The sequence below is a fragment of the Ignatzschineria sp. PL_is040 genome (genome assembly GCF_055813795.1).
The window spans coordinates 555085-569268 of record NZ_JBVPGU010000001.1; the positions used below are offsets into that span (position 1 = coordinate 555085).

The 14184-nt window shown below is 41.8% G+C and carries 12 protein-coding genes; 4 read left to right on the forward strand and 8 right to left on the reverse strand.

What is annotated here, in order from left to right; translation table 11 throughout:
• Positions 1-4: 4 nt before the first annotated feature.
• On the forward strand, positions 5-2383 hold the full coding sequence (gene rnr, locus AC0SAP_RS02320) for a ribonuclease R (RefSeq protein ID WP_473382723.1): 2379 nt from the start codon (positions 5-7) through the stop codon (positions 2381-2383).
• A 120-nt stretch (positions 2384-2503) separates the two neighbouring features.
• The gene (gene dinB / locus AC0SAP_RS02325) at positions 2504-3598 is read left to right on the forward strand and encodes a DNA polymerase IV (RefSeq protein ID WP_473382724.1); all 1095 of its coding nucleotides are present in this window, start codon (positions 2504-2506) and stop codon (positions 3596-3598) included.
• Positions 3599-3713: 115 nt separating this feature from the next.
• On the opposite strand, the gene AC0SAP_RS02330 is transcribed toward dinB, so the two are convergent.
• Both AC0SAP_RS02330 and AC0SAP_RS02335 read right to left on the reverse strand, forming a co-directional pair.
• Positions 3714-4598, reverse strand: coding sequence for a LysR substrate-binding domain-containing protein (locus AC0SAP_RS02330; protein ID WP_473382725.1), 885 nt, complete (start codon positions 4596-4598; stop codon positions 3714-3716).
• A gap of 328 nt (positions 4599-4926) precedes the next feature.
• The gene (locus tag AC0SAP_RS02335; protein ID WP_157953459.1) at positions 4927-5070 is read right to left on the reverse strand and encodes a hypothetical protein; all 144 of its coding nucleotides are present in this window, start codon (positions 5068-5070) and stop codon (positions 4927-4929) included.
• A 213-nt stretch (positions 5071-5283) separates the two neighbouring features.
• Here AC0SAP_RS02335 and msrA point away from each other — a divergent pair, with 213 nt between their 5' ends.
• Positions 5284-5796, forward strand: a complete 513-nt coding sequence (gene msrA, locus AC0SAP_RS02340; RefSeq protein WP_473382727.1) for a peptide-methionine (S)-S-oxide reductase MsrA — start codon at positions 5284-5286, stop codon at positions 5794-5796.
• Positions 5797-6116: 320 nt separating this feature from the next.
• Positions 6117-6722, forward strand: a complete 606-nt coding sequence (locus tag AC0SAP_RS02345; RefSeq protein ID WP_473382728.1) for a hypothetical protein — start codon at positions 6117-6119, stop codon at positions 6720-6722.
• A gap of 54 nt (positions 6723-6776) precedes the next feature.
• Here AC0SAP_RS02345 and AC0SAP_RS02350 read toward each other — a convergent pair whose 3' ends face one another.
• The 6 genes from AC0SAP_RS02350 to trpCF all read right to left on the reverse strand — a co-directional run bounded on the left by AC0SAP_RS02350 (position 6777) and on the right by trpCF (position 14183).
• Complete coding sequence (locus tag AC0SAP_RS02350) at positions 6777-8612, reverse strand: SLC13 family permease (RefSeq protein WP_286479969.1); 1836 nt, start codon at positions 8610-8612, stop codon at positions 6777-6779.
• Positions 8613-9152: 540 nt separating this feature from the next.
• A complete protein-coding gene (locus AC0SAP_RS02355; protein WP_286479976.1) occupies positions 9153-9698 on the reverse strand; it encodes an isochorismatase family protein in 546 nt (181 codons plus the stop codon).
• A gap of 401 nt (positions 9699-10099) precedes the next feature.
• Positions 10100-10369, reverse strand: a complete 270-nt coding sequence (locus AC0SAP_RS02360; RefSeq protein WP_286479984.1) for a hypothetical protein — start codon at positions 10367-10369, stop codon at positions 10100-10102.
• 232 nt (positions 10370-10601) lie between these two features.
• Complete coding sequence (gene trpA, locus AC0SAP_RS02365) at positions 10602-11417, reverse strand: tryptophan synthase subunit alpha (RefSeq protein ID WP_473382731.1); 816 nt, start codon at positions 11415-11417, stop codon at positions 10602-10604.
• Position 11418: 1 nt separating this feature from the next.
• Positions 11419-12603, reverse strand: coding sequence for a tryptophan synthase subunit beta (trpB, locus tag AC0SAP_RS02370; protein ID WP_473382733.1), 1185 nt, complete (start codon positions 12601-12603; stop codon positions 11419-11421).
• A 158-nt stretch (positions 12604-12761) separates the two neighbouring features.
• Complete coding sequence (gene trpCF, locus AC0SAP_RS02375; RefSeq protein WP_473382734.1) at positions 12762-14183, reverse strand: bifunctional indole-3-glycerol-phosphate synthase TrpC/phosphoribosylanthranilate isomerase TrpF; 1422 nt, start codon at positions 14181-14183, stop codon at positions 12762-12764.
• Position 14184: the final 1 nt, after the last annotated feature.

A 14184-nucleotide genomic window follows, 5' to 3' on the forward strand; every position in this document is an offset into this window, starting at 1 on the left:
ATCAGTGAATGACATCAAGAAAAATTTAGAATACTTTGCACAATATTATGAGAACGATGCAGAGTATGCAGCACAAAAAGAGCAGTATGGCCGAGCAATTCCAAGCCGCTCTTTTATTTTAGAATTATTACAAAATCATCCGAATCTCGATTTTGATGAGATTGTGCGCACCTTCAAGCTCCGTAAAAATTGGGAGCTTGATGCCTTAGAGAGCCGAATCAATGCCATGATTCGCCAAGGTACACTCTATATCGATAAAGCAGATAAGTTACAGATTATCGATAATAGCCAACGCTTTATCGGTATAGTCTCCGGTCATGCGGAAGGTTATGGATATCTCGATCTTGAAGGTGGTGGTTCCTTCTATATCCCGCCCCATGAGATGAAAAAAGTACTCCACGGCGATCGAATTGAGGTCTCAATTGCCGGCATCGACAATCGCGGACGTCGAATTGCCAAAGTTGAGCAGGTTCTCGAACATAAACTCCATGAGTTTATCGGCCGGTTCTATCGTGAAAAAGGGGTCAATAGCGTGATCTCTGAAAACCGCAAAATTACTACAGAGTTTTTTGTCGATGATGCCAAGAGCATGAAAGCAAAAAACTTCGATCTTGTTCGCGTTAAAATTGAGAGCTATCCCTCTGATAATACAACTCCTAAAGCTGAAGTTTTGGAGGTATTTGGAGAAGAGATGACGGTCGACATTGAGATTATGCAAGCAATTTTAGAGCATAATATCCCGCATCAATTTACAAAAGCGTGTGAAACAGAGGTGGAGACAATCCCTTCTGAGGTGAGCGCTGAAGAGATGAAGGGACGCAAGGATTATCGAGATCTGCCTCTTGTCACAATCGATGGCATCACCGCACGAGACTTTGATGACGCAGTCTATTGTGAACCTCTTAAAAATGGTCACTACAAACTTTACGTCGCCATTGCAGACGTTGCTCACTATGTCACCCGTGACTCAGCAATCGATCAAGATGCCTATCTCCGCTCAACATCTGTCTACTTCCCGAACTATGTTGTTCCGATGTTACACCCTAAGCTTTCAAATGGGATCTGTTCGCTCAATCCTGATGTCGATCGTTTAACCATGGTTGCAGAGCTTACTATTAATCGAGAGGGTGATCTTGTTGAGTATCAATTCTTTGAGGGGGTGATGCGTTCACATGCGCGTTTGACCTACGAGTTGGTACAAAAAATTATTGATGGTGATGAGATCCTTCGTGAAAGCTATCAGACATTAGTACCACATCTCGATCATCTCTATGCACTCTACAAAATCTTACGTAGAGCCCGTGAAGAGCGTGGAACAATCGATTTTGAAATGGTAGAAACATTGATCTTATATGATAATGATGGGGAGATTGAGAAGATCGTTCCTGATGCACGCTTTGATGCTCATAAAATCATTGAAGAGTGTATGATTACTGCCAATATCGCAGCGGCTAAAACCATTGAAGCCTCTCCGCTTTCTGCCCTCTATCGTGTCCATCCGAAGCCTGATAGTAAAAAATTATTGGCATTGAGGGATTTCCTCAAAGAGTTTGGTCTCGGTCTTGCAGGTGCAAGTGAACCGACGCCCATGGACTTTGCCGATACCCTCAATGCTGCGAAAGAACTACCGGCATTCAATATGATTCAGACCGTTATGTTACGCTCTTTGAGTCAAGCGATCTATCAACCTGAAAATGAGGGGCATTTTGGTTTAGCACTCACCCACTATGCACATTTTACCTCGCCGATTCGTCGTTATCCTGACCTGATTGTGCATCGAGCAATTAAATTAATTCTTCAGAAAGGGGATTTTAATCAATTCTATCCGGAAGCGCATATGGTTCATATGGGCGAACATACCTCAATGTGTGAACGCCGTGCCGATGACGCCACACGCGATGTGATGGATTGGTTAAAAGCAAAATATCTCCAACGTTTTATCGGTGATGAGTTTGATGGCACAATTACCAGTATTACCAGCTTTGGAATCTTTGTAGAGCTCGATAATATCTTTATTGAAGGATTAGTTCATATCTCTCAAATGAGCGATGATTACTATATCTATGATGAGACAAAACATCGCCTTATTGGCGAAAGAACTCGCCAGCAATATCGCCTAAGCGATAAAGTTCGTGTAAAAGTACTCGAATCGAATCCTGAAACAAAGCATATCGACTTTGAGCTGATCTCTGCCTCGATGACCAATGGTCAGAAAGAGAGAAGAGAGAATGGCAATGGCAATGGCAATAAGGGTAATCATGGAGATCGTCCTGTTCCCAATAAAAGCAGAAAGCATCGAATCGATGAAGCTCGCAAAGGAAAAGAGAAAAAGCGCCTTAAAGCAGGAAAAAGCAGGAATCGTCGCCGTAAAAAAGCGAAATAAAGATCAACGATAGCTTGAAGGAATATCTGAAATCCTAATCGTTTGCTATTGATGACTTTCTAATAACTTATCTAGTAACTTATCTAGTAATTTTATTTCTTCCGATAGTTATTTCTTCCTATGGCAGAACTTCGCAAAATTATCCATATCGATATGGATGCCTTTTATGCCTCTATTGAGCAGCATGATCACCCTGAATATCGAGAAAAGCCTCTCGTTGTCGGTTTTTCTGAGGGTCGGGGGGTCATTGCTGCAGCAAGCTATGAGGCGAGAGCATTTGGTGTTCATTCGGCAATGCCAACCAAACGAGCCTTAGAGCTCTGCCCTCATCTGATCTTCGCAGCTCCGAGATTTACCCGCTATCGAGAGATCTCTCAGCAGATTCGGCAGATCTTCTATCGTTACACAACTTTAGTTGAGCCGCTTGCGCTCGATGAAGCTTATCTCGATGTAACGGAAAATCTTCAAAATCTCACCTCTAGTAGAGAGATCGCCCTAAAGATAAAAGAAGAGATTGAGAAGACCTTAGGACTCACTGCCTCTGCGGGTATCTCTTACAATAAATTTCTTGCCAAAATCGCCTCTGATATCAAAAAGCCTAATGGTCTCTTTGAGATTAAACCGGAAGATGCCATCCCCTTCTTAGCGGAGTTACCGATTGAAAAGTTTTTTGGTGTCGGCCGAGTCACTGCTCAAAAGATGCATCAGATGGGCATCAAGACAGGGGCGGATCTACAAAAATTAGAAAAATCTTACCTGATCGACAAATTTGGAAAAGCGGGAAAGAGCTACTTCTATTATGCGCAAGGCCTCGATGATCGCACTGTCGATCCTGATCAACCTCAAAAATCTCTCGGCGTTGAGGAGACCTTCTTCAATGATCTCCTTCTTAAAGAGTCTGTGATTGAAGAGCTTGAGATCATTGCTCAAGAGCTCATTCGCCGTGCTTTAAAGAGCCAATTTGTTGGGCGTAATTGCACACTTAAATTGCGTTATAAAGACTTTACCCAAACATCACGCAGCATCACAACTCATTTCCCTTTAGGGGAGGATTTAACCGCACTCTGGTCTGTTGCGCTCTATCTTTTAGAAAGAATAGAACTCAACCCCAATAAAGGCATTCGCTTGATGGGGCTCTCTATTACCAATATCGATCTTGATAAAGAGACGCTCAATTGTGAGCTTAATCAACGATCTCTGCCACTCTTATTCTAGAGTCTATCCTTAAATATTTAATATCAGATCTGTTTAATATCAGACCTGCTGCATATCAGATCTCCTGAATATCTAATCAGTAATAGTGATCAGCGTCATAACAATCAAATCCCGCTTAACTGAGCCACTTCTCTGCTAACGCCTCTTTCCACCAATTTAACGCAAGCCCTTCATCATGCGTACGCCACGCTAAATAAAGCGTCTCTTCGCGATAACCCTCAACCACCTCTTTTGTCACCAATGTTCCGACATCAAGATAGGCTTGCGCCTGTTTTTTCGGAAGGAAGCCATGTCCCACGCCGGCAATTTGTAGGGCAATCTTATCTTGTAGTGTATTCACTGTAATAACCTTCTCCCACTCATGAGCCGTCCGTTGACCTCTAGGGAGTGAACGAGCACTATCAGATAACATAATTGCCGGATATTTTAAAAGATCGTGCTTTGTTAAGGCACCCTCTTTTGTCGCTAAAGGATGGGTCGGTGCAACAGCAAAGATAAAGGGGACCACACCGATCGGATAGGTACTATAACCCCCTCCTGATGGACCTTCGCCTAATGCCACAATAATATCTGCTCGAAACTTTAAAAGAGCTTCCCACGCGCCCATCATCACCTCTCGGCTAATATTGAGTTCCGTCGCGACAAGTGAATTTTTAAAGCGTGTAAAGAGTGGCATAATCTCTTCGAGTGGAAAGAGCTCATCAAAGACAATATTGAGTTCTAACTCGACACCGCCCGCCATCTTTTGCAGACGCGCTTCAAGGTCTGTCACAGCGCCTAAAAGAATACGCCCCTCCTCTAAAAGAAGCTGTCCTGTCGGAGTTAAGATTATCTGGTTCTCTCGTTTTTCAAAGAAAACGAGTCCTAACTTCTTCTCAATCTCGCTAATCTCTTCGATCAATGTTGTAGTTGGCGATTGTAATATCTCAGAAGCTTGCTCATAAGAGTTCACCTTAGCGATTGTATCAATCATTCTAATCGCCTCTAATGTCAACTGCATCAACGACCTCCTTTATCTATTCAAATTCATTATCTCTCAAATCAATCAAGATGGATCACAATGGATCACAATGGATCACGAAAGATCCTCAACAGAATCTTTCATCACTACCATCAACGTCATCAAAGTCATCAAAGCCACCGAATCAAAAGAGTCAAAAAAACGACCTATCTACTCGATAGATCGTCTCTTCTACTCTTGAAGATCTACTAGAAAAATACCTTTTCTATCGTTCGATAATCTCAAATGATCCATAAAGGATCTGTAAGATCAATCATTTAAATCAATCTCTTAAAGCTGAGGTCGACTCTTAAACGACTATTGATACTTAAAGTGTACAGCCTCCGCCGGTACAACCTGTATCTTCTACTACTTCAGGTGCCGTTGTATCGATGGGATTATCGGAGTTTGCCGTAACTCCTTCGTAGAGATTATCAAGATCAAATGTTAAATCATCTAATTCTTCACTCATTTTTTAGACTCCTTGATCCTATTTCAGAAAGAGAGTCTATTGTATAAAATTATGCTGCACTTCACAGCTCTAAATGTAGACGCATAGAAATATGTTAAACTGCCCTATCTGTAGAAACATTTCAAAAGGCTTTAAAAGTGCAATCTAAAGTTATCGAAAAAGCCTTTGAGAACAGATTGAGAAATAGGAAGAGAAAATTTAAGCGAGGAAATAATGGATAGTAGAGATATTAGAGAAATTGTAGTTGCCGGCGGCTGTTTTTGGGGCGTTGAAGAGTATTATAAACGTCTTAAAGGGGTGATCTCCACCGAAGTCGGTTATGCTCAAGGGATCACTGAAAATCCAAGCTATGAAGAAGTTTGCACAATGGAGACCGATCACGCCGAGGTCGTTAAAATAGAGTATGATGCCGATATCATTTCGTTAGAGAAGATCTTAGAGCATCTCTTTCGCATGATCGACCCACTCTCCCTTAATCAACAAGGGGGCGATGTTGGAACGCAATATCGCACCGGCATCTACTATAGTGATCGCACTGATCTTCCCACTATTAAAGCCTTTATTGCCCAAGAGCAACAAGCTTATAGCGCACCAATCGCCGTCGAAGTGGAGCCTCTGAAATCTTTTTGGCCAGCGGAAACGATGCATCAAGATTATTTGGAAAAAAATCCTCGCGGTTATTGTCACATCAATTTTGCCCTCATCAAACCTAGCGAGTTGAAATAGTCATCAATAAATAGTCACAAATAAAAATGTGAAGAATAAAAAGAACAAAGTATGGTTATTTTGATATCAAAATAGCCATATTTTAAAGATAAATTATTATCTGACCTTAATCAGATAATGCTCACTTAACGCCTCTCACGATCCCTATTTACGGTAAAATTAAGCAACTTATTGTGAGTCTATTATAGACCTGTTAGCGAGATCGCAATCCCTTGATGAAGGGCGATTATGCGCTAAAGCTATAGTTTTGAAATAGCCATAATGACAAGCAAGATCTCCGTAAAAGAAAACAATCAATAATAAAAATGGTGAGAGGGTTTATGGAACTTAAGGTAGATAACCAAACAGTTTTTCACTTATATCAAGAGATCGGTCAGCATCGCTCCTTCTCTGACGTCACACTCTTTAGAGAGTCTGGCAATATTGCGCTCAATAGCGATAAGATAGCGACTTTTTTACCTATCCAAAAAATCACAGACCTCTGCAGAGCATTACAAGATCTTGGCGTCGAAGCGCTACTGAACTATCGCCTCTACCTCTATCGCAAAGAGTATGGAGAGGCAAGACCGCTCTTAAAGGTAGCTCAAGTGCAATATGATGCCTCTGACAAAGAGAAGGAATCTCAAACTAGTGAAATAATCAGCCGTGCGCTACAACATCTTATCGACTTTAATCTCTATCAGATGATTCTTGATGATTCTTCTCATGCCACTTTTAATATCTTAAGAGAGACACTCTTTACCATTGAAGATTATTGCTTGCAGATCGAACATACAATCTCCCTACGAGCACCGGCTCATAAGAGCGCAAAAGAGGATGAGCTACAGCTAAAACTGATCGAAGATGAGAAGATGATGCGACGCTACTATGATGAACTTCACCTCATTACCGAGCTTGCAATCAAAGAGCTTAAAAAACGCTCGTAAAAAATAAGATCCTAAAATACAGTCCTAAAATAACCCCCGAGATATACTCCCGCTCTAAAGCGGGAAGAGTATCGGAATAAAGGTTACGGCAATTAACATCACAATAATGACGAAGGGAACGCCAATTTTAATAAAGTCGGCAAAACTATATTTCCCTGGGGCAACCACTAAAGTATTAACTGGAGATGAGACCGGCGTCATAAATGCCGCAGAAGCTGCAATTGCAACTGCCATCGCAAAGGGATAGGGAGAAACTTCTAACACTGCAGCGGTCTGAATCGCAATCGGCGCTAAGAGAACCGCTGTTGCCGTATTAGAGATAAAGAGCCCAATAATTGCGGTAAACCCAAAGAGCATCGCCAAAATCACTCTAGGGCTTGCATCGCCGCTCGCCTCTAAAAGATATTTAACGGCAAGATCAACGCCTCCCGTATTTTGCAACGCAACAGCAAAAGGGAACATTCCCACAATTAAGATAATACTCTGCCAATGAATCGATTTATAGGCACTATCCATTGTGATACAACCAAATGCCCCCATCAATAATGCCCCAAAAATAGCGATTAAGACATTCGGGAAAATCCCCGAGATCATCAATCCAATGGTGACTAAAAGAGCAATAATGGCATAAGGAGCCCGATCCATTGCCGGCGCGACCTCATCAACCTCTGCCGGAATTGTCAGAACAACAAAGTCATTCTTCATCGTCTGTAGTTGACGAATGGCACGCCACATACCAAATACTAAAAGAATATCTCCCCGTTTTAACTTTTCATTGAGAAGTTCATTTTCTAATACCTCTCCTTGGCGCTTAATTCCCATCACATTAAGCCCGAACTTCGATCTAAAGGCATTCTCCAATACTGTTTTATCGATCAATTTCGAGTCTGGATGAATCGCAACCTCAACCATTCCAATTTCACGAGAATGTTCATTAAAGTAACTACTCATTAAGGGAAGCGAGACAAGATTGAAACGTTGTAAAAATAGATCGACCTTATCAGGATAGAAAAAGTCAAAGAGAAGAACATCATTTTCTTGAATAACCCGGTCAGGTACTCCATCGAGCACCACATTCCGAAGACGATTAAGGCGACGCTCAACCGCAATAATATTAGCACCATGAGCTTCTCGCAGGTTTAACTCTGTTAAGCGTTTACCAATCATCGGAGAGCCTTTCCCTACCTGCGCCCGATAATTACGCCCTTTTAGCTTATATTCACTCGCTAAATCATCAAAATTGATCCGATTCTTACCTCTATTTTGTGAGGTCTCCTCCTGCTTTTTCCCTAAAAATCGTCGCGCAAAGAGCATATAGAAGATTCCCACAAAGAGGATAATAAGGCCAATCGGTGTAAAGGAGAAAAACTCAAATGCCTTATTCCCGGCAAGCTCAAGTTGCGCAGAGACAACTAGATTCGGAGCAGTTGCAACTAAGGTTAACATGCCACTAATTAAGCCGGCAAAACTGAGGGGCATCATCAATCTACGGGTATCCGCCTTCATCTTAGCCGCAACACTTAAGACTATCGGAATAAAAATGGCTACAATTCCGGTAGAACTCATCACTGATCCCAATAGCGCAACAGAGAGCATCAATAGAACAATCAATCGCGTTTCACTATTTTTTGACTGCTTCATCAGCCAATCACCAACTCTAAAAGCAACGCCGGTTCGAACCAAGCCATCACCAATAATAAAGAAGACGGCAACAATAATGACACTACTATCACTAAAACCTGCTAATGCTTGATCTAAGGTGACACTTCCCGTTAGAGGAAGTGCTAATAGCGCACAGACAGCAACAACATCCATTCTCGGCTTATTAGCCATAAAAGCGACAATAGCGATAAAGAGAAGTGCGAGGACAATGAGAAGTTCTTGGTTCATATTACATCTATAATTCCTAACAAATGAGGATCGTAAAATCGAAAGCGCAAGTTGAGATAAAAAATAGTAATGCCCAACAATGCCCTATAACAGTAATGGATCATAGAGATCAACAGTATCTCCCAAAATCGATGAGAGCATAATAGGGGTAATAAAAAATAACTCAATATCAATTATCCTATTATTTGACCACTCTTCAATAGCGATCAGATAAAACTTATCTGGGGGTTGCCTGAAGGTCCCATGAAGATCCCATGAAAACCCAATAAAGACCTCATAAAGATCGTATAAGCGTCGTATCGAGCATCAGTGGATCTTACAATAAAAATGGACGCATTATGACGTCCATCTCCAATAATCTATCTCCAATAATATTACTCGTCGATATCCTCAACGATCAAACTGATCATTGATTAAATGAGTACTATCAATGATAGTACTCAATCCTCTATTTATGAAATAGAGGGCGTTAACGACAATTGATATATCATTGATATCCATTGACATCAATTGATGCCAATTGATGCCAATTGATGCCAATTAACGAATCAAACGACTAATTGCCTTAAATTGAGCATCTTCTGCACTCTCTAGAAGTTCAAAGAGCACCATCTCTACACTTGTTAAGTTAGCGCCTAATTGAATCATCTTATTCAACCCTAACTCAATATTAGGCTCAACTCGAGAAGAGACAGCATCAGAAACAACTTCAACCTCGCGATCAAGCATTAAAAGATCTCTTACTGTCTGATAGACACAGACATGTGTCTCAATGCCGGCAACAACAAAGTGAGCCTCTGGATACTGATCTAACATAGCTTGAAATTGTGGATGAGGAACACCACTAAAGGTCATCTTCTCTAAAGGAGATAATGCCGCATCAACTAAAAGATTCTTTAAAGTGGGAACTGTTGGTCCTAGCCCTTTTGGATACTGTTCTAACCAAATAATTGGAATATCGAGTGTAATTGCCCCTTCAACTAAAATTTCTAAGTTCTTAAGAAGCTTCTCTTCTTGATACATCACCGGCAATAATTTCTCTTGCACATCGACAAGCACTAAAATGGTCTGATTTCGCATTAACATAAACACTCTCCTTTGGGGATCTCTGCTTCTATCCCTTCTCAATAATAGCTTCTTTTAGAATAACCACTTCTCCCTAAATGTCTATTAAAAATATTCATAGGCAATATTCACAGAAAATAGTCATAAAAAACAGTCATAGAATATAGTCATAGAATATGGCTCTAGAATAGTGACCGAGCCTTATCGATTGATAAGAGCGAGCATCTGATCTGCCTGAAGAGCAATATCGAAATCAATAAAAAAGATCACTACGGTTAAATAGTGATCTTTACAATAATATCTATAATAATCTTTATAACAATTCGTTTAACAATCCAGATAACAATCCGTATAACAGTTTTGCTGCAGAGCTTAATTATTGATCTCTAATCATGAGCTCAATGTGCTTCTTCCCTTAATCCTTAATCAGAAGTTGCCCCGCTCTCGATAGCGTTTTGCATCTCTGCTTCTGCAGATTTTTCCTGCTGAGCCTCTGCTCTTCTAGCTTTTCGACCTTTCGCCATCTCTACCTCTTTATGGTAATGCGCTTCAAGCCCCTCTTCAGCAATATAGTAATTGACCTCCTCTATCGGCTCTTGATGATCTTGATAGAGCATAATAAAAGGCATACTGACCATATAGATAAAGACAGCAACAAGCGCCGCAACCACAAAATAGATCCACTTATGCATTTTTTAACCTTTCCATTTACCTTTGCTAATAATGTTAATTGTACCAATCGCAATATCATCGGCTCAATTTTAAGGGATCAATTATACGCTAAAAGCGTAATCTCTGTCAGCTTCTATTCACCCTTACTCTCCTGATCGGACGAAATATTACTCGTTGTAGGATTAATAGGGTCGATAGGATTGATAGAGCTGATAGAGTTTATAATAGTTAGCGATCATGAATCCTAGAGCTCTATTGTGTGGCCTGCTTCATCAATCGGACAAAATCAGCGAGTTTTTCTAACATCTCAGACTCATTATCGAGGTTTTCCCGAATAATCTGTGTTACAGCAGAACCACTGATCACGCCGGAGACCCCTTGCGCTAAATAGTAACGCGCCTGCTCTGGTGTTGAGATCCCAAATCCTTGAATAATGGGTGCCGCCTTTGCCGCTTTTAAACGGCGAATATTTTGTGTCAGATCACAATTCTCCTCTGAGTGAGAATCGTGATCAACACCCGTTACTCCCGCTCGAGAGACCAGGTAAGTATACCCTTCCCCCTCTTGAGCAATGCCGGCAATTGCTTCATCAGTTGCATCGGGTGGGCAGATAAAGATCGGAGCAACATCTTTCGCTTTGGCAATAGAACTAAAAGGTGTAGCCTCTCTTAGCGGAAGATCTGCCACTAACACAGAATCGATCCCAACCTCTTGACAACGTTGATAGAATGCCTCTACTCCATATGCATAGATAAGATTGGCATACATCAATAGACCGATCGGAAGCGTAGGATGATTTGTTCTTACTTCAGAGAGAAGTGAGAAGGCTCCCTCAACCGTTGCACCGCTCTCCAATGCGCGTAAAACAGCTCCCTGAATTTCAGGGCCGTCAGCTAAAGGATCAGAAAAAGCAATGCTAACCTCTAAAGCATCCGCACCAGATACCACTAATGTCTCTAAGATCTTGGCAGATAGCGCTCTATTTGGGTCACCCAATACGACAAAGGGGATAAATGCGCCCTCTTTTTTTGCACGAAGCTTGGTAAATAGTTGATCATATCGCGCCATTTTATGCTCTCCCTTCTAAAATTTTATGAACTGTAAAGATATCCTTATCTCCTCGACCGGAGAGATTCACTACAAGCAATTGCTCCTTATCAGGTTCTGCTGCAATCATCTTCAGAGCATAAGCAAGCGCATGGGATGATTCTAAAGCGGGAATAATTCCCTCTCTTTTCGCTAACTGCTGAAATGCATCAAGTGCTTCCTCATCTGTCACAGAGTGATACTCCGCTCGACCGATATTATGCAGATGAACATGTTGCGGACCGACTGATGGAAAATCTAATCCTGCAGAGATGGAGTATGAACCTTTAATCTGCCCTTCATCACTCTGCATCAGATGGGATTTCATTCCAAAATAGATTCCCGGCGTTCCATGTTTTAAAGAGGCGCCATGTTGACCACTCTCAATCCCTTTTCCTGCAGGCTCTACACCGATCAAGCGAACAGCCGCATCAGGGATAAACTCTGTAAACATCCCAATGGCATTAGAACCACCACCGATACAGGCTAAAACTGCATCTGGCAATCGTCCTTCACGCGCTAGAATCTCCGCTTTGGTCTCCTCCCCAATCATTTTCTGAAACTCTCTGACAATTGTTGGGAAAGGGTGAGGACCTGCGGCAGTTCCTAGAAGATAGTGCGTTGTTTTATAACTTGCTGACCAATCTCTTAATGCCTCATTACAAGCATCTTTCAATGTTCCAGAACCACTAGAGACAGGAATAATCTCAGCACCCATCAACTCCATTCGAAAGACATTAGGCGCTTGACGCTCAATATCTTTAGCCCCCATATAGATCCGGCACTTCATATTTAAGAGAGCGCAAGCTAGAGCAGTCGCAACACCATGCTGCCCGGCGCCTGTTTCAGCAATAATTTCACGTTTCCCCATCCGCTTTGCCAAAAGTGCCTGCCCTAAAACTTGATTCGTTTTATGCGCACCGCCATGAAGAAGATCTTCCCGCTTAAGGTAGAGTTTGCTCTTAGTTCCTGCTGTTAAATTACGGCAGAGAGTTAAAGCCGTTGGTCTGCCGGCATAATTTTTAAGAAGATCCATAAATTCCCGTTGAAACTCAGGATCATCTTGCGCCTTAATAAATTCCGCTTCTAACTGATCGAGCGCTGGAATCAGCAACTCCGGCACATATTGCCCACCAAACTCCCCAAAGTAAGGGTCTAACTTTCTCATGCTATGCTCCTAATCCTATTCTATCGTTATCTGTTATCTGTTATCTGTTATCTGTTATCTAAAAAGAGTATCTCTATTGCTGATCTTTACCTACTTTACGTACTTTACATAAAGTGTAATTTTATAAAGATTGCGCACCTTGTCATCATCACAAATATTCATCGCGAATATTGATCCCGATTAATTTTGATCGGTTGCTTATGTTCTGCAATTAATTGAAAGATCTGCTCTAATTTCTTGGCATCTTTCTTTCCCGGCAGAGCTTCAACGCCGGAGTTAAGATCTATGCCTAAAGGGTGAAATGAGAGTGCATCTACAATATTGTTATGATCGATTCCGCCAGCTAAAAAGAGGTTAGAGAGATCCGCTCCTTCTAGAATCGACCAATCGAAAGGTTCACCACTTCCCCCTTTCTTACCATCAAGAAGATAGTGATCCACATCTTGGTAATCGAGAAAGGGTAGTTGTTGCTCCCCTTCTTGAATATTGATCGCCTTAATAATTTTAATATTTCTGGGTAATTTTGCGCGCAATTCACTGATGTAGTGTTGCGGCTCATGCCCATGGAGTTGAATCGCCGAAAGCCCTACCTCTTTAGCAATAAAGAGAATGGCATCAATATCATCATTCTGGAAAACCCCAATGTACTCCAAGGGAACTGCATGACGAATCTCCTTCGCCTGCCGATAAGTAACACCGCGAGGACTCGTGAGAATAAAGATTAAGCCCCCATATTGCGCACCGGCATCAAAGGCAGCTTGCGCATCCTCTATTGAGGTCAAACCACATACCTTATCCCCGCCAACAAGTAACTGATGAAGCGCACGATCGAGATCGGGACTCCCCATAAGATGGCTGCCAATTAAGAAGCCATCCACCGATTGAGATAATTTGCGAATATCATGATAATGACGAATACCTGACTCACTAATTACAATCTGCTCCGCCGGCATTAAGGCTCGTAGACGCTCACTCTTACCTAAATCGATAGAGAGATCTCGCAGATCACGATTATTAATACCGATCACTTTTGCACGCAGCTTTAGCGCACGGCGCACCTCATCTTCATCGTTCACCTCTGTTAATACACCCATTCCAAGAGTGTGAGCGATATTAGCAAGATAACGATACTCATCATCTCGAAGAACAGAGAGCATTAAGAGAACCGCATCAGCACCATAGTAACGCGCTAAATAGATCTGGTAGGCATCAACAATAAAGTCTTTACAGAGAATCGGTAGATTAGTGGCAGCTTTTGCGATTTTCAAATTGATAAAATCGCCCCCAAAGTATTGTGGCTCAGTTAAGACGGAGATTGCTGTCGCATAGGGAGAGTATGACTGAACAATCTCTGGTAGATCAAAATCTTCACAGATCAATCCTTTTGAAGGAGATGAGCGCTTACACTCTAAAATATAAGCAGGAAGCCCTTCCTCTCTTCGCGCTTCAATCGCTTGATAAAAATCGCGATCACTGGGGGTTAAATCTGCTTCAAACATTGTTAATGGCATCTCTTGCACCAACTGTGCAATCGCTTTACGTCGCGCCTCTACAATTTTCCCTAATACTGTCTCACTCATT